Below are 18,838 nucleotides of genomic sequence, written 5' to 3'. Positions count from 1 at the left end.
CGCTGGTTCAAAAAGACCTTGCATGTCTCTGTCACCTGCTTATTTTATGCGTAAGCCATTTTAGAGAGAACTAACCGAAGTAAAAGATATGTTTTATCTCTTGTCGTAATGCTTCTTCTCGGTATAATCATCTGCACCAACGCGCGAAAAAAGGGAGTCGCAATGATCGCAAAAACACCACTCCATGCTAACCACTTGGCATTGGGTGCCAAAATGGTAGATTTTCATGGCTGGGAAATGCCTCTGCACTATGGCTCACAGTTAGAAGAGCATCACAGTGTTCGCCAGCATGCCGGAATGTTTGATGTCTCGCATATGACTATTGTTGATATACTTGGCGCAGGCGGCAGACAATTTTTACGTAAGCTATTAACGAATGATGTTGATTTACTCGAACATACAGGCCGTGCGCTTTACAGCTGCATGTGCAACGAGCATGGCGGAATCATTGACGATTTAATTACTTACCAGCGTGCTTCAGACAATTATCGCGTTGTTTTGAATTCGGCGACACGCACACGTGACCTAGCTTGGATTCGGAGCAAAAGTGAGGGGTTTGCAGTTGGGCTACAGGAGCGCAATGAGCTTGCCATGCTGGCTGTCCAAGGACCTGAAGCGGTAGCCAAAACAATGAGTGTCCTTACCCCGGCTCAAAATGACGCAGTATCAACACTGACCAACTTTGAATGTGTGGATGTCGACAATTGGTTTTTTGCTCGAACAGGATACACAGGTGAAGACGGGTTAGAAATTATTGTTCCCAAAGAAGAAATTACTCCTTTATGGACTTCCCTTTTGCGCGCTGGAGTGAAACCTTGTGGGTTAGCTGCGCGAGATACCTTACGTTTGGAAGCAGGGATGTTACTCTATGGGCAAGACATGGATGAATCGACTACTCCTTTGGAATCCGGATTGGAGTGGACTGTGAAATGGCAGCCTGAAGAAAGAGATTTTATAGGCATGGGCGCTCTCCTTTCGCAAAAACAGCAAGGTGTAAAACGTAAATTCGTAGGCCTAATTTTGCAAGATAAAGGGGTCATGCGCAACGGGCAACGTGTGATTGTTGAAGGGCATGCAGATGGAATAATCACCAGTGGGACCTATTCACCCACTTTAGCTAAGTCAATTGCTTTAGCGCGTGTACCTGCTAAAACAGGCGAACAAGTGATGGTGGATATTCGAGGGAAGCTTATTCCGGCTAAAGTAGTTAAACCAAGGTTTGTCAAGCACGGACAGATTTTATAGAACCTCCCTGATGAGAGGTACTGATTATAATTATAAAGAGGACAGAGCAATGGCAGATTTAAAATTCACCCGGACACATGAATGGTTGGAAAGCAATTCTGAAGGGATAATGACTATTGGCATTACTGAGCATGCACAGCAATTATTAGGAGACATGGTATTCGTTGAATTACCCGAAGAAGGCGATGAGGTCGCTGCTGGGGAAGAGTTTGGTGTCGTTGAATCGGTGAAAGCGGCTTCCGATGTTTATGCACCTATCAGTGGTGTGGTCGTTGCTGTTAACCAACTTGTCAGTGAAAATCCTGCTCTTGTTAACAGCGATCCTTATGGTGCAGGTTGGCTAGTCAAAATTAAAGCGAACGATCCCTCTGAATTAGATCATTTATTGAATGCGGATGAATATCAAAACGAGATAGCTGAGGATCATTAATATGCCTTATATTCCACATACTGTTGAAGACATTGAGGCCATGCTGGCTGATATCGGTGCTAGCAAAATCCAAGATTTGTTTGACGAGATTCCCCCATCGCTTTATAGCGAGCTTAAGAACATACCCGCAGGTATGAATGAGATGTCTATGCTCAAAGAAGCTCGGCATTTAGCAGCGAAGAATCAAAATGGACTTTGCTTCGTTGGTGCAGGCTGTTATGAACACCACATTCCGGCTGCAGTATGGGATATTGCATCTCGAGGTGAATTTCTAACCGCTTACACGCCTTATCAAGCTGAGGCAAGTCAAGGCACTTTACAGCTGCTCTATGAATACCAAACCATGATTGCAGAATTAACAGGTATGGATGTCGCTAATGCCTCTATGTATGATGGTGCCACTGCATTAGCTGAAGCAGTACTCATGGCAGTGCGAATTAATAAGCGCAGTAAGACGAATCGTGTGCTGGTTGCTGGAACTGTTCATCCCTTTTATCGAGAGACATTAGAAACTATCGTTCGTAATCAACACATCGAAGTCATCACTTTGCCTTTTGATGAAAAACAGGGCATTACTTCAGTTTCAGCATTAGAGAAATATCAGGGTGAAGATATTACTGCTCTCGTTATTGCTCAGCCGAATTTTTTTGGTTGTCTTGAGCTTGTTGATGAGCTGACTAATTGGGCTCGGGCTAATCACGCCATTAGCATTGCCTGTGTTAACCCCATTTCACTTGCTCTTTTAAAACCACCAGGCCAATGGGGTGAACACGGTGCTGATATCGTATGCGGCGAGGGACAGCCTTTAGGTTCGCCAATGGCCTCTGGGGGACCTTATTTTGGCTTTTTCAGTTCACGGATGGAGTACGTACGCCAAATGCCGGGTCGTTTAATCGGACGCACATTGGATAAGGATGGTAAAACAGGCTATAGCTTAACTTTGCAAGCTAGAGAACAACACATTAGACGTGGTAAAGCGACCTCGAATATCTGTACAAACCAAGGATTGTTAGTTACCGCTGCAACAATCCACATGAGTTTACTCGGTGCCCAGGGTCTGCAGCAGGTCGCTCATCAATGTCACCGCAATACTCAAGCGCTCGTCGATGCATTGACGCAAATCAATGGTGTGGAAACGGTTTTTTCAGCACCGTGTTTTCATGAAACCCTTTTACGACTCAATCAACCTGTCGACGAAATACTCACACGCTTACGTGATTATGGCATCATTGGTGGTTATTCAGTGGAATCCCATTATCCACAATTAACCAATACCTTACTGGTTTGTGCCACAGAGATGCGGACGAATGAAGACATCGCACACTATGCTCATTCACTTAAGCAAATTTTGGCTAAACGAGGTGACTGATGTTTATTATATTGCTGACTTACAAAACACCGATTAGTGAAGTCGATAAGTATTTACAAGCTCATCGCGAATTTCTTGATTATCATTACAAACAAGGATTATTACTAGCATCAGGACCTATGAAACCTCGAACCGGTGGTATTATTATTGCGGCTACTAAGGACAAAGCCTATTTAGAAGAAGTAATTAAACAAGATCCCTATTACTTAGCAGAAATCGCTGATTATCAGTTGATTGAATTTACACCCGTCAATCATTGCAATGAACTTAAAGATCTTATTCAAAAAACGGAGGGCAAATTATGCTAATCTTCGAACGCTCTAAAGCCAACCGTCAAGCAACAGCCCAAGCGCCGCATCTTACTGCAGAGCCCTTAGCAATACCCAAGCAATTTTTGCGCACCACTCCTCCACGGTTACCGGCTTGCTCCGAATTGCAAGTGGTCCGACATTATACAAAACTTTCGCAAAAGAACTTCGGAATTGATACCAATTTCTACCCCTTAGGCTCCTGCACAATGAAATATAATCCGCGAGGTGTGCATAAAGCGGCGATGATGTCACAGTTCAGTAGTCGCCATCCGTTGGCTCCCGAAAAAGCAAGCCAAGGATTTTTGCAAATTCTTTATGAACTGCAAAATTACATCGCTGAAGTGACTGGCATGCAAGGCGTTTCTCTGACACCTATGGCTGGTTCTCAGGGCGAATTTGCCGGAGTGGCAATGATTAAGGCTTATCATCAGTCCCGTGGCGACACCATGCGTGATGAAATTCTTATTCCCGACGCGGCACATGGAACAAACCCTGCTTCTGCGGTGATGTGTGGATTTAAAGTCATTGAACTTGCGACAGGCGAAGATGGTGATATTGATTTAAACGAACTTCGCAGTAAAGTGGGCCCAAAAACAGCTGGAATCATGCTGACCAACCCTTCTACCTTAGGGTTGTTTATGCGTCAAATTAAAGAAATAGCCCAAATCGTACACCAAGCAGGTGGCTTGCTCTATTATGACGGTGCTAACTTAAATGCCATTTTAGGTAAAGTGAGACCCGGTGATATGGGTTTTGATGTGATGCATTTAAATCTCCATAAAACTTTTGCCACACCTCATGGCGGTGGTGGACCCGGAGCAGGTCCTGTAGCTGTAGGGAAACGTTTATTACCCTATTTGCCGCTGCCCACTGTCATTAAAGAGAATGATCTCTACCGTTGGGCCACTACTAGCGACATTCAGCAAAGTATTGGCCGTTTGTCATGCTTTATGGGTAACGCTGGCATTCTACTTCGTGCCTATTTCTACATTCGTGTTTTAGGTAAAGAAGGTCTGCTTCGCGTTTCCGAATTTGCCACACTTAATGCGAATTACTTGCTTGCTCAATTGGAGAAAGCTGGCTTTAAGCCTGCCTACCCTGGTCGACGCGCTACTCATGAGTTCATTTTAACCTTAAGCCAAGAGAAAAAAGCATATGGCATAACCGCAATGGATTTAGCGAAACGTTTGCTTGATTATGGTTTCCATGCGCCAACGACTTATTTTCCACTACTGGTGCCTGAATGTCTCCTTATCGAGCCCACAGAAACTGAAAGTAAAGAAGAGTTAGATGGCTTTGTTAGCGCAATGCAAGCAATACGACATGAAAGTGAAACAAACCCCAATCTACTAAGAGATGCACCTCATACCCTACCAGTGAAGCGGTTGGATGATGTCAAAGCAGCAAGAGAACTGGATTTGAATTACTTTCATCATCAGGATGATTTCCATAGCTCAACTTAGAATTTATGGGTTGGGCTTTTGCCCAACTCTTTTGCGGATTGCAATCTTTATGGTTCGTCTTATTTTCATGTTGGGCCAAGGCCGAGCGCACTTTGCATTGTCAAAACATCACTATCTAATTTTATAAGCTCAATTATACTTAAAGCATGCCTTATAAGAGGGCAAATCATGTCTACGCTAATCGCAAGACAAGCCATCTATGATGCGCAAGGCGCTGTTTGCGCTTATGAACTTCTCTATCGTACTGGGGAGCTTTGTTGCTCGAATATTGATATTTCTGATGAAAAAGCAGGGGATGATGCGACTGCCTCTGTGCTCTCTCATCTTTTTACTCATTCACCTATTAATACAATTATCGGCTCACACACTGCTTATATTAACTTTACTCGTAATCATTTACTGCAGCAAATACCTGCCAAACTACCCAAGGAACGAATTGTTATTGAGCTATTAGAAAACATTTTTGTCGATGCCCATTTATTAAAAACGATTGCCCTACTCGCGGAACAGGGCTATAAATTTGCCCTCGATGATTTTGTTTTTCGGGACGAGTTGATTCCGCTCGTTCATATTGCGGAGACGATAAAAATTGACGTCTTGGGCTTAAGTAAACAAGACATTAAAAAGCAACTGAGATCGCTGAAAGAAATAGGGTTTAAAGGCAAACTATTGGCTGAAAAAATTGAAAATCGTGATCAGTTGATTCTATGTCAAAACCTAGGCTTTGATTTGTTTCAGGGTTTTTTTCTTAATTACCCTAATCTAGTTAAGCATGAACCTCTTTCAGAAAGTGAGCTCTTTCTATTGGAATTGTTTGCTGAACTTTACAATCCAGGAATTGAAATTCATAACATTGAGGAAATCCTATTAAAAGTACCGCAACTTAACGATCGGATACTTAAACTTGCTAACTCCATTTCAATGCCTCAGGGCAAAAAAATTCACTCTTTAACGAATGCAATCCAACAGTTGGGTTTTGTAGAAATTCGTAACTGGGTGAGTTTTATTTTAGTGTCGGCATTAAACCACGTGGCTTATGATTTGCTAGAAAGAACACTGATTCGTGCCAAAATGTGTCAATGTATAGCAATTCGTTCTAATTTAGCCAATCCTGACGATGCCTACGCTGTAGGAATGTTTTCCACATTGGACGCCATACTCAATGAGCCAATGTCTTTCCTACTGCATAAAATTCCGTTAAGCGATGAAGTAAGCGCAGCTTTATTAAGGCGCGGTGGTACGCTCGGTTATTTATTAGATATGGTCCAAGCTTATGAGCAAGGCAATTTTAGTAAGTTAGAACATTCAAAATTCAGTTCAGAGGAATACTCCAGTGCTTATTTAGAAGCCATTACCTATAGCAACAAGCTATTGTCAATCATTCACTAAAATCGCTTGAGGCTTTCTCAGTAACCATTTGTTTTTGAAAATAATAGAAAAATACTTTGCTCCAGAAAAAAAATAAGTTATAACAGATAGACCCAGATACTCGGGTATACACCTGTATCAAGGATAGACAGGTATAGGTTCAAGTTCTCATTCTAGTCAGGTTAAGACCAGGTATTCAGCTATTGCAAAAGCATAGTTTTATGCCGTTGCAATTTCACTTGTGTCTTAATTCTACAGAAACGTCAGATGATTGGACCAAAAATGGTAATAGATTCAGTCCTAAATCTGTGGCCTAAAATCCCTGTAGTATTAAAAATTAGGGCTTCCCAGCTATTACCCAATGAGGTGTCGGCATGACTGACAATTTTTTTCATGGAGTGAAAAATGAACAGTAAAGTGTTTTCACAACGATTTAATCGGGAATTGTCTTTATTAGGTTTTCCTGAGGATCTGTCAGAGAAGATTAAAGCGGTTGCCAAAGTCTTTGGTGTCACTCGCCATTTAGCCAATGCGATGATCTTTGGCCACATGCTGCCATCCGCAGAGCAACTGGATAAAATAGCGAAAGTGTTGGAAGTTTGTCCTCAGTGGCTCAGTGGCGCTACTGACAGAAAAAAAGCTTATCCAGGTCACGAAACCGCTGATAGCGTGTAGGTAAAAGGGGCACTCCCTATTTTGGGAATGCCTTTCGCACCTCTTGCAAGTAAAGAACGTCATCCTGAGCAAAGCGAAGGTCCTGATTTGGCAATAACCTGTTCAAATGATTTTATGCTTTGCTCAGGTAAAAAGTGATTGTTTTTGCTACTGCTTTTACTCGAAAACACCTGGTCTCTTACCGCGTGTAGTTAAACGTCAATTAGGTTATAATCTTCCTAATTGAATAGCTCGTAATGCCAATTCATTACGAAAGATAATATATGCAAGGATTATTTACATCATGGAATGCTTAAGTTACTGCATTGCCAACTCAATCGATTTATCACGCCTTGACACTTATTTTAAAACCAGTTTACCGGGTTATAGTTCACTTCGATCTCGGGATGTATTAAAAATAAATCGAGCTGATGTCAGTAATACACTTCTCTTTGTATTTAAAAATGGTACCGTTGTTTCTTGGGGAGTCAAACGTCACCAGGTTAAACACTACCTTGATATCATTAAACAATTTGCTGATAAGCCAGTATCTTTTTTAGTAAGAGATGAATTCAGTTTTAAAATTGGCGAAAAAACAGCCATAGAGCCTCATGGCTTTTTCGACGTTGACTGCTTAACAATGGACGATGAGAGCGATGAATTAAAACTAAGTTTCTCTTATGGGTTCTCACAATCGGTAAAATTACAATACTTTGAGACTATCATTGAAGCACTCATTGAGAAGTACAATCCAATGATGCAAAACCTTTCTAGTAAAGGCCACATGCCCATTAGCCGTAATCAAATTCGACAAATTATAGGTGAAATTCTGGGTGCGAAAAGCGAGATGAATCTTATCAGTAACTTCCTCTACCATCCCAAATATTTCTGGCAACACCCAACGCTTGAAGAATATTACACCATGCTTGAGCGCTACTTACATATTCAACGTCGAGTTAATGCTATCAATCATCGATTAGATACTTTAAGTGAAATCTTTGATATGTTTAACGGCTACCTTGAAACACGTCACTCCCATAGCTTAGAAATAATTATTATTGTGCTCATTGCAATAGAAATTGTTTTTGATGTGCTTAACTTTATTTTTTAGTTATCCATAATGAGCAATTTTAGATCATCATTCTTTGGCTATTCTTCAATTAAGACAGAAATTGTCGCTGGGATCACTTCTTTTTTGACAATGGCCTATATTGCCTTTGTCAATCCAGCGATTTTGCATGAAGCAGGTATGGATCATGGAGCAGTCTTTACCGCAACCTGCTTGGTGACGGCTTTTGCCTGTGCATTAACAGGACTTTTAGCCAATACCCCTATTGGGGTCGCCCCAGGAATGGCACTTAATATTTATTTCTCTTACTCCGTTGTGCAAAGCATGGGAATTGATTGGCATCATGCACTCGCAATCGTCTTTATTTCTGGTTTGCTCTTTTTCTTCATTAGTCTTACAACGTTAAGAAGGTTACTCATTGAGACCATCCCTCATAATCTACAAATCGCTATCCTAATAGGGATCAGTTTACTCATTGCTCTAATTGCTTTGCAGTCCAATCAATTAATTATTAGCAATGATCACACCCTGATGAGTTTAGGCGATCTTAGACGTCCGCAAACGGGCTTATTTCTTTTAGGATTTTTATTGATTTTAGTGCTTGATTATTATCTTGTGCCCGCAGCCATTATTTTAGGCATTCTTACTATTACCTTGTTAAGTCTATTATTGGGTTTAACCACTTGGAAAGGTTTAGTTGCTTTGCCACCTTCTATACAGCCTACTTTTTTGAAACTCGATTTTTCTGGCCTCTCTAGCATTCCTTCACTTAAAGCAATTTTTACCTTTTTCCTCATTGCTGTTTTCGACGCAACTGGTACGCTTGTAGGGTTACTTAATCCATCGCTCTTTCGACAGCAAGCGAACTACAAACAGCGCTTAGGGAGAAGTTTAACAGCCGATGCAGCGGCCTCGACATTAGCAGGGCTTTTAGGTTCGGCAAGCACCTCTCCTTATATTGAAGCAGCGGCAGGGATTCAAGCAGGAGGACGTACTGGCCTAACTGCGCTGGTTATCGCCGCAGGCTTCATCTTGATGCTATTTTTCTTTCCTCTGGTTCAAATGATACCTACCTATGCTGTCGGTCCCGCTTTACTTTATGTTGCGTGTTGTATGATGAAACACTTAGGTGAGTTACACCTAGAAGACATCAGCGAAACAGCGCCTTGTATGATAACCATTATGCTAATCCCTTTTACTTTTTCTATTGCAGACGGAATTGGCGGCGGAATCCTCCTTTATACCTTGCTGAAGCTATTAACTCGTCAACGCATCAATTTTTTTCTCATTGTACTAAGCCTTTTATTCATAGTATTTTTCCTTGTTCATTAGAATTTTTTTTTTGAAAAACGAATAAAATTTTATTTAATTAAAAATAAAATTACGAGAAATTATAATTGTAAATGGAACTAATTTTCGCAAAATTAATTAAAATAATTTGTCAATGTAATTGTTGCTATTGCTCTCCGTATTAAACAACTATTTTCCTCTAATTCTTACTATAATAATGATGATGTATAGGGAATTTTGGAGTAAATTTTATGCACGGTAGAAATGATGAAAATGAAAGCATTGGCATCATTGCGATTATTGTGATTGTCGTTTTAGCTGCTGTTGGCCTTTATTTCTTCTTCTCATCTCATCGTCCCCCTACAGCTTTCAACGCGGACAATAATACAAATGTGCCTTTAGAAGCACCAGCACCAGTACATGAAACCACAGGGAGTTGAATGATTGAACAAATTTAAGAAAAACTACAAAATGGACTATTACAAATTTTACTTAATCACTCAACGGGTAATGTGCGATAATGCTTTTATTTTGCCAAGAAGATTATGTTTATTTATAACAATCAATTAAATCCAGTACAATTGGATGCTGTTAATCAACTCGCTTCTTTGTGTAGAGAAGTTGATGGCAGCACGCCCCCTTTATACCCCCACATTCTTGAACAAAAAAGATTGCACGACAGCAACGTCCTTTATTTTCAAGACAATACCTTGGTAGGGTTTTTAAGTGTTTATTTTTTCTATGCCGATGCTTGTGAGGTGAGTGTGATAGTAGCGCCCTCGCATCGTCGGCAGGGCATTGCAAAGCAATTATTACGGACAATTATGCCGCTTCTAGTAGCAAAACAAATGAACAATCTGATTTTTTCTACTCCTGAGGCGGTCAATGATGAATGGCTATCGCGATTTGGCTTTATTTACCATCACAGTGAGTATCAAATGCAGCGTCAGAGTTTTGAACCTATTCTGATAACCAAACAAATACTTACTGTTCGTAAAGCGACTGAAAAAGATATTCCTCTTCTTTGCCACATTGATGAACTTTGTTTTCCTGAAGAAGAAGACAACATGCCAGTACGATTTAATACTCTCCTTGAGGAAAATAACTATACTATTCTTCTTGCCTTTCGCCAGGGGAGAGCCGTCGCTAAAGCGCACATACGTTGGCAAGAAGATAGCGCTATCTTGTCAGACATCGCCGTACTTCCAAAGTATCAACGGCAAGGCTTAGGGAGTGAGCTATTATCTTATTGCATCAATCATGCGTTATCACGAGGAACCACAACGCTGGTCCTTGATGTGGAAACGTCAAACCAAAACGCGCTTAATCTTTATACTCGTCATGGATTTAAGACTATCAATGCGACTGATTTTTGGACTATTGCGACTCAGGCATTACATTCTTTTTTAGGAACCTCAACAGTTGGCTAAGAGGATTCCGAAATACTCTATAATCAGGTTATCATTAGCCCTTGTTTTATAAGGCCACATAATGAGATGATGAGTTTCTTAATTCCTATGCGCTTTAGTACAATCATAAGCAAAAACAGGATAAGATGCTCATTTGTAAGTAAATTAATTTTCGACAATTAAGAATTCGGCTTGACAGCGTTTCTACCGCACATTTAGTATTGCGTTTTATTGCGGAAGGAAAGCGCGCTAAGAGGATAAGGAATGAAAAAACGGGTTGTAATAACTGGGATGGAGATTGTTTCCTCCATCGGTAACGGGCTTGAGGCTTTCTGGCAGGCAGCTGTAAAGGGGCAATGCGGTGTAAAACGTGTTGAAAGTTATGACCCGACACCCTATCCTACTCAAATTGGTGGTGAGATTACTCATCTATCACTCGCCCATTTACCGGAGTTTGATAAAAGTAAACGTTATCCTCGAGTCGCACAATATGCCCTCTACTGCGCACACCATGCCATCGAGCGTGCGGGATTAACCGCTGCAGAATTGGCTAAAACAGCAACTTACATAGGGACCAGCTTAGGAGGAACGCCTGAACTTGAGTCCGCCTACGAATCCTTCTTTAAAGAAAGTTGGAAAAAAATTCCCGCTCTAAGCGTTATACGCGGCATGCCTAATTCTGTCGCGAATCATATTGCAATCGCTTTTGGTTTAGGAGGTCCCAACTCAACCATTTCGAATGCCTGTGTCTCTTCGGCCGAAGCGATAGGCAATGCCTATCATCAAATCGCTTATGGCAAATTAACCACTGCTTTATGCGGTGGTACTGAATCACTCCTTTGGGAAACTTTAATGGCCGCTTGGTGCAAACTTCGTGTCATGTCTACCCAAAATGAGAATCCTCAATTGGCTTGTCGCCCTTTCGATAAAAATCGCGATGGGATGGTCATGGCAGATGGCGCGGGTATTTTGATTCTTGAAGAACTGCAGCAGGCCAAAGCGAGAGGCGCTAAAATTTATGCTGAAATTATTGGCTATGGCGCGAGCTGCGATGCTTATCATGTTACGGCACCTACCGTCCAAGGTCAGGTCCGTGCTATCCATGCTGCCTTAGATGATGCGAGGCTAGCCATTGGCGACGTCCAGTACATTAACGCACATGGCACAGGTACTCAATTAAATGACATCACTGAAACCGAAACCATCAAAACTATTTTTGGTAAGCGGGCCTATGAGATACCTATTACAGCCCAAAAAGCCATGACCGGTCATGCAATTGGAGCCGCTGGCGCTATGGAAATTATTGCAACCACCTTAAGCTTGCAACACGATATTTTGTTGCCCACCATTAATTTGCATGATCCCGATCCCGCTTGTGACTTAGATTATGTCGCCAATCATGCTCGACCAAAACAGATCGATATTGCTTTATCAAATCATTTTGCTTTTGGCGGTGCAAATGCTGCGTTACTATTGCGGCGAATGTAAGTCCTCAGTAAAAAGAGACAGGCCCTCATTCGCCTTTGTTCGGGATAACAAGTCGATTGTAATAAGCTCGCAACTAAGCCTACATCGCGCTATAATTGCCCTATTTTGCATGATTTTATAAGGTTAATGATGAATGCTTCGTTGTATGAAATAGCTAATTTAGTGCAAGGGCTGGTTGTAGGCAATGAAAAGGTCATTATTTCAGCGCTTTCACCCATTGATAATATTATGGCTAACGCGTTGGTTTTTGCTGACGGAACAGAGAATCTGCAATTAGCTGAGCGTTCTCAAGCAGCTGCCATTTTAGTGTGCACCAGTGTACGCAGTGATATCAAGCCAGTCATTCAGGTTGCAAACCCTTTTAAAGCATTCATTCAACTCCTCCATCATTTTTATCCTGGTAAAAAACCAATACCTGGTATCCATCCCACCGCTTCCATTGCTGATGATGTGGTATTAGGCAACCATGTTTCTATAGGTCCTTATGTCGTGATCGAATCAGGAGCTCGGATTGGTGATAACTGTGTAATTAAAAGCCATGTCAGCATTGGCTCTGAGGTCAGTATTGGTCCCAATACCACCTTACACCCTCATGTGACTATTTATGAACGAACGCAAATTGGGGCAAGAGTTTCCATTCATGCTTCATCCGTTATTGGCTCAGATGGATTCGGCTATACTTTAGTTGATAACCAACATATGAAAGTTCCTCATGTGGGAAATGTGATCATTGAAGACGACGTGGAAATTGGTGCAAATACAACCGTTGATCGAGCTACACTTGGAGCAACAATTATTGGTGCAGGAACCAAAATTGATAATTTAGTGCAAATTGCTCATTCAGTAAAACTAGGGAAACACAATATTCTCTGTGCTTTTACAGGCATAGCAGGCAGTACTTCCAGTGGTGATCATGTCATTTTTGCAGCCAATGTGGGAGTGAGTGATCATGTGCGCATTGATGATGGTGTTATCTTAGGTGCGCGAGCAGGCGTACCGCCGAAAAAGCATCTTAAACAGGGTAACATTTATCTAGGTAGTCCAGCTCGTCCTAAAGAAAAGGCGATTGAACAAGAATTATCCGTTACACGAATTCCTATCATGCGTAAAAACTTAAAAGCATTGAGTGAAAAGGTCGATGAATTAAGCAATCGCTTAGCGCAATGCGAGGCTGAAGAATAATGTCTCGCCCCTTGATTCTGATTGATGGTTCTTCTTATTTTTTTCGAGCTTTTCATGCGCTACCCCCATTAACCAGCTCTAAAGGTCAGCCCACTGGGGCTGTTTACGGGGTGGCTAACATGGTAAAAAAATTAATTAAGGATTTTCAACCAGAGCAAATCGCTGTCATTTTTGACAGTAAAGGCAAAACGTTCAGAGACGAATGGTATCCCGAATACAAAGCTCACCGCCCCCCTATGCCAAACGATCTTCATAGCCAATTTAAGCCGTTATTGGATTTGTTGGAAGCAATGGGGTTGCCCATCCTGATCGTTGAAGGGGTGGAAGCGGATGATGTCATCGGCACTTTGGCACATAGAGCCACAGAACAAGGGCAAACAGTCTTAATTTCTACTGGTGATAAAGACATGGCTCAACTTGTGAATGAGCATGTCACTCTCATCAATACAATGACCAATCAAACGCTGAATATCGCTGGTGTGACTGAAAAATTCGGTGTTCACCCTTCGCAAATGATTGATTATTTAACGTTAATCGGTGACAGCATTGATAATGTACCTGGGGTACCCAAATGTGGCCCCAAAACAGCGGTGAAATGGTTACAAGAGCATCAATCCTTGGACAATTTAATTGCAAATGCTCAGCGCATAACAGGTAAAATCGGTGAATATCTACGGGCAAGCATCCCTCACTTACCTTTGTCAAAAAAATTGGTCACAATTAAAACGGATGTTGAATTACCTATGGCCCTTGCGGAGCTGAAACCCAAAGAACCTAACCGGGAAAAGTTAATTGCTTTAATTCGCGAATTGGAATTTAAAAACTGGCTCAAAGAATTACTCGAGCAGCCCTCAGCACAGGAAAAAACAATCTCCTCCGATGTGATTGAAAAAATCGATATCACGGTAATTAATACTGAAGCTCAGCTTCAGGATTGGTTAGAACGACTCAAATTATCCCCTAAATTTTGTATTAATATAGAAACCACCAGTAATAATGTCATGGACGCTGAAATCGTTGGCATTGCCTTCGCGATTGAAGAAGGCAATCCAGCCTATATCCCTCTGGCCCATCAAGATGGTAGTAACCAATTATCGCGGGATAAAGTTTTAGCTTGCTTAAAACCCATCCTTGAAAATGAAAAAATAGGCAAGATTGGTCAAAATATAAAATACGATTACAATGCATTGAGGCGCTATGGCATTCATGTTAAAGGCCCTTTGTGCGATCCTATGCTTGAATCCTATGTCTTAAATTCCAATGCAAGTCGACATGACATGGACTCTTTAGCATTAAAGTACCTTGGCCATAATCCTTTAAGCAACGAAGACATTCTTGGAAAAGGGACAAAGCAATTGTCTTTTGATGCAGTTTCTGTCATGAAAGCAGCGTTGTATGCTGCTGAATTTGCGGATCTCTCTTTAAAATTACACCACAAGCTCTATTCGATGCTTGATGACCAATTAAAAACGGTTCTAAATACAATTGAAATCCCCTTACTTACCGTGTTGGCTGATATGGAATATTGCGGTGTACTCATTGATCAAGCGACATTAGCAAAGCACGGAAAACGATTAAAAGAGCGCATGGTAGCCCTCGAAGAAGAGGCCTTGAGCTTGGCTGGCAAACCTTTTAACCTTAATTCGCCAAAACAACTCCAGGAAATTTTATTTGACACGCTAAAAATTCCGGTTCTGACTAAAACACCCACAGGGCAACCTTCAACCGCAGAAGCGGTATTACAAGAACTTGCTTTCGATTTCCGCTTGCCTGCTGTGATTCTGGAATATCGAAGCCTGAGTAAGTTGATATCAACCTACATTGATGCTTTACCGAAGAGCATTAATCCGCAAACGCAACGTGTACATACCTCCTATAATCAGGCCGTTGCTGCAACCGGACGACTATCTTCCAGTGAACCTAATCTGCAAAACATTCCTATTCGTAGTGAAGAAGGCCGCCTTATTCGTAAAGCGTTTATTGCTCCTGCAAATTACTTTTTATTAGCTGCCGATTATTCACAGATTGAATTGCGCATTATGGCGCACCTATCGCAAGATGAAAATCTACTGAAGGCTTTCATTAATAACTGGGATATTCATGCAGCCACTGCCAGTGAAATTTTTCAAATTCCATTAGCAGAGGTAAATCATGAACATCGACGACGCGCGAAAGCAGTCAATTTCGGTTTGATTTATGGTATGTCTTCTTTTGGTTTAGCCAAGCGACTTGGTATTGAACGACAAGATGCTCAATACTATATGGATCGTTATTTCGAGCGATATCCGGGTGTACTTCATTACATGGAACGCACACGCAGACAAGCCCATCAGCAAGGCTATGTGGAAACCCTTTTTGGCCGCCGGCTTTATCTGCCTGAAATCAATGCGCAAAATTTAGTGCGACAAAAAGCTGCTGAACGTGCGGCAATCAATGCGCCTATGCAAGGTACTGCTGCTGACATTATCAAAAAAGCGATGATCGCCTTAGCACAGTGGCAATCCACCCAAGAAAAACCACTTGTAAGAATGATCATGCAGGTTCATGATGAACTTATTTTCGAGGTTCATGAAACAGCAATAGACACCGCCAAAGAAATAATACGCGATTTAATGGAAAACACCGTACAATTATCGGTACCCTTATCCGTATCAATCGGCATTGGACAAGATTGGGACGAAGCACATTAGTAATAGATAGCTAAGTAGGCCTGGGTGGAGCGTAGCGTAACCCGGGATTTACATCACGCATTCCCGGGTTACGCTGCGCTCCACCCAGGCTACCGCCACCTTAAGTTAAGTGAGGTTCATGTTATGCGATTTATTATTGCTATTTTTTCAGTGAGTATGAGCTTTTTTTCTTGGGCAGTGAATGTACCAATTCCCCATGACGGGAATAAAAATAACCCAGTAGAAGCCCTGCATTTAGACTGGCTTGATACCTCTGCCTCACCAAAAACGGATTTCTTTGCTTACGCTAACGGGACCTGGCAAAAGAAAAATCCAATCCCACCTGAATACGCAAGCTGGGGTAGTTTTAATATTTTGCAGGAAAAAGTGCAAGATACCATCCATCAAATGCTTATAGCGGCAGCTAATGATAAAAATGCAGCTCCGGGTAGTATCGAACAAAAGGTAGGGGATTTTTATTTTAGTGGCATGGACGAAGAATCCATTAACAAGCTCGGCATTACCCCCTTGCAACCCGAATTCCAACGCATTGAGGCAATCAACAATTTAGCTGATTTACAGCAGGTGATTACTCATCTACAGCTCATTGGTGTCGATGCCCTTTTTAGCTTTGGCAGCATGCAGGATTTTAAAAACAGCCAAGACATGATCGGCGCTGCAGAGCAGGGCGGCCTTGGCTTACCTGATCGTGATTATTACCTTAAAGAAGATAAAAAATTCCAGCAAATTCGTGCGGCTTATGTTCAACATATGACTAAAATGTTTGAGTTGCTTGGCGATAGTCCAGAACAAGCAGCACAAGAAGCGGTGACAGTGATGAGAATTGAAACCGTTTTGGCTAAAGCATCCATGTCACAAATTGAGCAACGTGACCCTAATGCCGTTTACCATATGATGGATTTGCAGCAACTTGACAAAGTGACACCCAACTTTTCTTGGCCGCAATACTTCAGCGCACTGGATCAACCCTCAATACAACGCATTAATTTAGCAACACCTGAATTTTTTAAAGTACTGAATGCTCAGTTACAAACCATTCCTCTGCCAGACTGGAAAATGTATCTGCGCTGGCATTTAATTGATGCATTTGCTCCCTATTTATCCAAGCCTTTTGTGGATCAAAACTTCAAAATGGTTTCTGCTTTAACTGGCACAAAGAAATTATTGCCTCGATGGAAGCGAGTAGTAAGCACTGAAAACGGTGCTCTTGGCTTTGCTATCGGCAAACTGTATGTTGAAAAATATTTTCCTCCTGCATCCAAACAAGCCGCTCTTGAGATATTGCATGACATTCGGCAAGCACTCAAACAAGATTTACAAACCTTAAGTTGGATGACCCCAGAAACAAGACAAGCTGCCTTAAAAAAATTGGCTCTCATGGAAGATCGGGTTGGTTATCCCGACAAGTGGTGGGATTACTCAACACTAAAGGTTGACCGCGGCCCTTACGTGCTTAATGTTATTCGTGCTAGTGAATTTTTAAACAAACGCGACCTCAATAAAATTGGCAAGCCCGTTGATCGCAGTGAGTGGGCAATGCCTCCGCAAACCATTAATGCTTATTACGATCCGTCCATGAATAATCTCAATATCCCAGCAGGTATCCTGCAGCCTCCTTTTTTCGATCCTAATGCACCTGCTGCAGTCAATTACGGCGCCATCGGTTTTGTGATGGGGCATGAAATGACGCATGGCTTTGATGATCAGGGCGCGAAATTTGATGGTCATGGGAACTTAAAAAACTGGTGGACTGAAGCGGATTTGAAGAAATTTCAAGCGGCAACGAATTGCATCGTGGAACAATTTTCTAAATACAAAGTGAACGGCGATTTGCCTGTACAAGGGCAGTTAGTTGTCGGAGAGGCCACAGCCGATTTAGGCGGCTTAACATTGGCTTATCATGCGTTTCACAATTCGAAATACTACAAAGAGGCCAAGACCATTAACTCCCTTACTCCTGACCAGCAATTTTTCCTGGGCACCGCACACGTGTGGGCTGCCAATATTCGTCCAGAGCAGTTGCGCAATTTAGTCACTACGGATCCTCATCCACCCATGATCTATCGCGTGAACGGTACGCTTGCCAATATGCCCCAATTTCAAGCCGCATTCGCCGTTCCGGATAAGAGCTCGATGGTTAACACAACCCGTTGTGTGATCTGGTAACGACCGATAACGCCCCCCACTGCCATCCACCCGGATAACTCGCAGTGGGGCCATTCGTCTACACACCTGCCTTTTTCCCAATGTGTCTGATAGTTAGATAATCAATCAAGTCGAACCGTTTAGAGTCCAATAGCAATTTTTTATTACAATGATTTATCAATCTGTTATAATGGTTAATTTTTTTACACAAGAGACCCTTATGCCTAGTCAAATGAGTTTAATTAATGCCGTTGAGAAAAATCAAATCTCAATAATTCAAGAGATATGTCAGGCAACTAATACGGAGAATCAACCCTCTTCAGAAGAAGTCCATCAGGCTTTAACACTAGCGGCTAAGCAAAAAAAATTGCAATTTGTGATAATTATTTGCGCAATGAAGGGTGACAATAAGCCCAGTCAAAATGCCATTTCAGACGCAGTAGACGCTTCAGCCACATGGGAAATTGCTGAGTGGCTTTTTAGCAGATTTCCACTCAATCAGGGAGCCATAGACAATTTATTACTTGTAGCAGCCAGTAAAGGAAATGCGGATTTAGTCAAAAAAATCTGCGCATCAGCATTGAATAAACCAAGCATTTCTGGCGTAGCCAAAGCCTTAGTCGCAGCAGCCGAACAGCAAAAATTTCTAACTGTCCAAACGATATGTGCCATGACCGGTGACAATAAGCCCAGTCAAAATGCCATTTCAGACGCAGTAGACGCTT

General features: G+C 41.9%; 16 protein-coding genes. All 16 read left to right on the top strand.

Translation table 11 applies throughout. The features are described 5' to 3' along the window. The first annotated feature begins 162 nt into the window (after positions 1 to 162). A complete protein-coding gene (gene gcvT, locus B5D33_RS15330) occupies positions 163 to 1,245 on the top strand; it encodes a glycine cleavage system aminomethyltransferase GcvT (protein ID WP_058453786.1) in 1,083 nt (360 codons plus the stop codon). A gap of 49 nt (positions 1,246 to 1,294) precedes the next feature. Then, positions 1,295 to 1,675: a glycine cleavage system protein GcvH gene (gene gcvH, locus B5D33_RS15325; RefSeq protein WP_058453834.1), complete on the top strand. Its 381-nt coding sequence runs from the start codon at positions 1,295 to 1,297 to the stop codon at positions 1,673 to 1,675. Position 1,676: 1 nt separating this feature from the next. After that, positions 1,677 to 3,044 (top strand): aminomethyl-transferring glycine dehydrogenase subunit GcvPA, encoded by a 1,368-nt coding sequence (gcvPA, locus tag B5D33_RS15320; protein WP_058453787.1) that lies wholly within the window; start codon positions 1,677 to 1,679, stop codon positions 3,042 to 3,044. Next, positions 3,044 to 3,352, top strand: a complete 309-nt coding sequence (locus tag B5D33_RS15315; protein ID WP_058453788.1) for a YciI family protein — start codon at positions 3,044 to 3,046, stop codon at positions 3,350 to 3,352. Before gcvPA ends, B5D33_RS15315 begins: the two co-directional genes overlap by 1 nt. Beyond that, positions 3,346 to 4,818 (top strand): aminomethyl-transferring glycine dehydrogenase subunit GcvPB, encoded by a 1,473-nt coding sequence (gene gcvPB, locus B5D33_RS15310; protein ID WP_058453789.1) that lies wholly within the window; start codon positions 3,346 to 3,348, stop codon positions 4,816 to 4,818. The genes B5D33_RS15315 and gcvPB overlap by 7 nt, the downstream gene beginning before the upstream one ends. 168 nt (positions 4,819 to 4,986) lie before the next feature. Continuing rightward, positions 4,987 to 6,207, top strand: coding sequence for an EAL and HDOD domain-containing protein (locus B5D33_RS15305; protein WP_058453790.1), 1,221 nt, complete (start codon positions 4,987 to 4,989; stop codon positions 6,205 to 6,207). Positions 6,208 to 6,591: 384 nt separating this feature from the next. Next, complete coding sequence (locus B5D33_RS15300) at positions 6,592 to 6,861, top strand: helix-turn-helix domain-containing protein (RefSeq protein ID WP_058453791.1); 270 nt, start codon at positions 6,592 to 6,594, stop codon at positions 6,859 to 6,861. Positions 6,862 to 7,144: 283 nt separating this feature from the next. Continuing rightward, positions 7,145 to 7,951, top strand: a complete 807-nt coding sequence (locus B5D33_RS15295) for an RMD1 family protein (RefSeq protein WP_058453792.1) — start codon at positions 7,145 to 7,147, stop codon at positions 7,949 to 7,951. Between the two features lie 9 nt (positions 7,952 to 7,960). Beyond that, positions 7,961 to 9,241 (top strand): NCS2 family permease, encoded by a 1,281-nt coding sequence (locus tag B5D33_RS15290; protein ID WP_058453793.1) that lies wholly within the window; start codon positions 7,961 to 7,963, stop codon positions 9,239 to 9,241. 209 nt (positions 9,242 to 9,450) lie between these two features. Next, positions 9,451 to 9,639, top strand: coding sequence for a hypothetical protein (locus B5D33_RS15285; RefSeq protein ID WP_058453794.1), 189 nt, complete (start codon positions 9,451 to 9,453; stop codon positions 9,637 to 9,639). 105 nt (positions 9,640 to 9,744) lie between these two features. Then, the gene (locus tag B5D33_RS15280; protein WP_058453795.1) at positions 9,745 to 10,629 is read left to right on the top strand and encodes a GNAT family N-acetyltransferase; all 885 of its coding nucleotides are present in this window, start codon (positions 9,745 to 9,747) and stop codon (positions 10,627 to 10,629) included. Between the two features lie 243 nt (positions 10,630 to 10,872). Further along, entirely contained in the window at positions 10,873 to 12,096 is a 1,224-nt protein-coding gene (locus B5D33_RS15275) for a beta-ketoacyl-[acyl-carrier-protein] synthase family protein (protein ID WP_058453796.1), read from the top strand. 129 nt (positions 12,097 to 12,225) lie between these two features. Continuing rightward, positions 12,226 to 13,278: a UDP-3-O-(3-hydroxymyristoyl)glucosamine N-acyltransferase gene (gene lpxD / locus B5D33_RS15270; RefSeq protein ID WP_058453797.1), complete on the top strand. Its 1,053-nt coding sequence runs from the start codon at positions 12,226 to 12,228 to the stop codon at positions 13,276 to 13,278. After that, on the top strand, positions 13,278 to 15,968 hold the full coding sequence (polA, locus tag B5D33_RS15265; protein WP_058453798.1) for a DNA polymerase I: 2,691 nt from the start codon (positions 13,278 to 13,280) through the stop codon (positions 15,966 to 15,968). Before lpxD ends, polA begins: the two co-directional genes overlap by 1 nt. 123 nt (positions 15,969 to 16,091) lie before the next feature. Continuing rightward, complete coding sequence (locus tag B5D33_RS15260) at positions 16,092 to 18,134, top strand: M13 family metallopeptidase (RefSeq protein ID WP_058453799.1); 2,043 nt, start codon at positions 16,092 to 16,094, stop codon at positions 18,132 to 18,134. A gap of 199 nt (positions 18,135 to 18,333) precedes the next feature. Continuing rightward, on the top strand, positions 18,334 to 18,838 hold a 505-nt coding region (locus B5D33_RS15255), incomplete at its 3' end, for a hypothetical protein (protein ID WP_139364758.1).

Origin of the sequence: Legionella maceachernii (assembly GCF_900167045.1) — a bacterium.
Classification (GTDB): domain Bacteria; phylum Pseudomonadota; class Gammaproteobacteria; order Legionellales; family Legionellaceae; genus Tatlockia; species Tatlockia maceachernii.
This window is presented reverse-complemented; position numbering and strand designations above follow the sequence as displayed.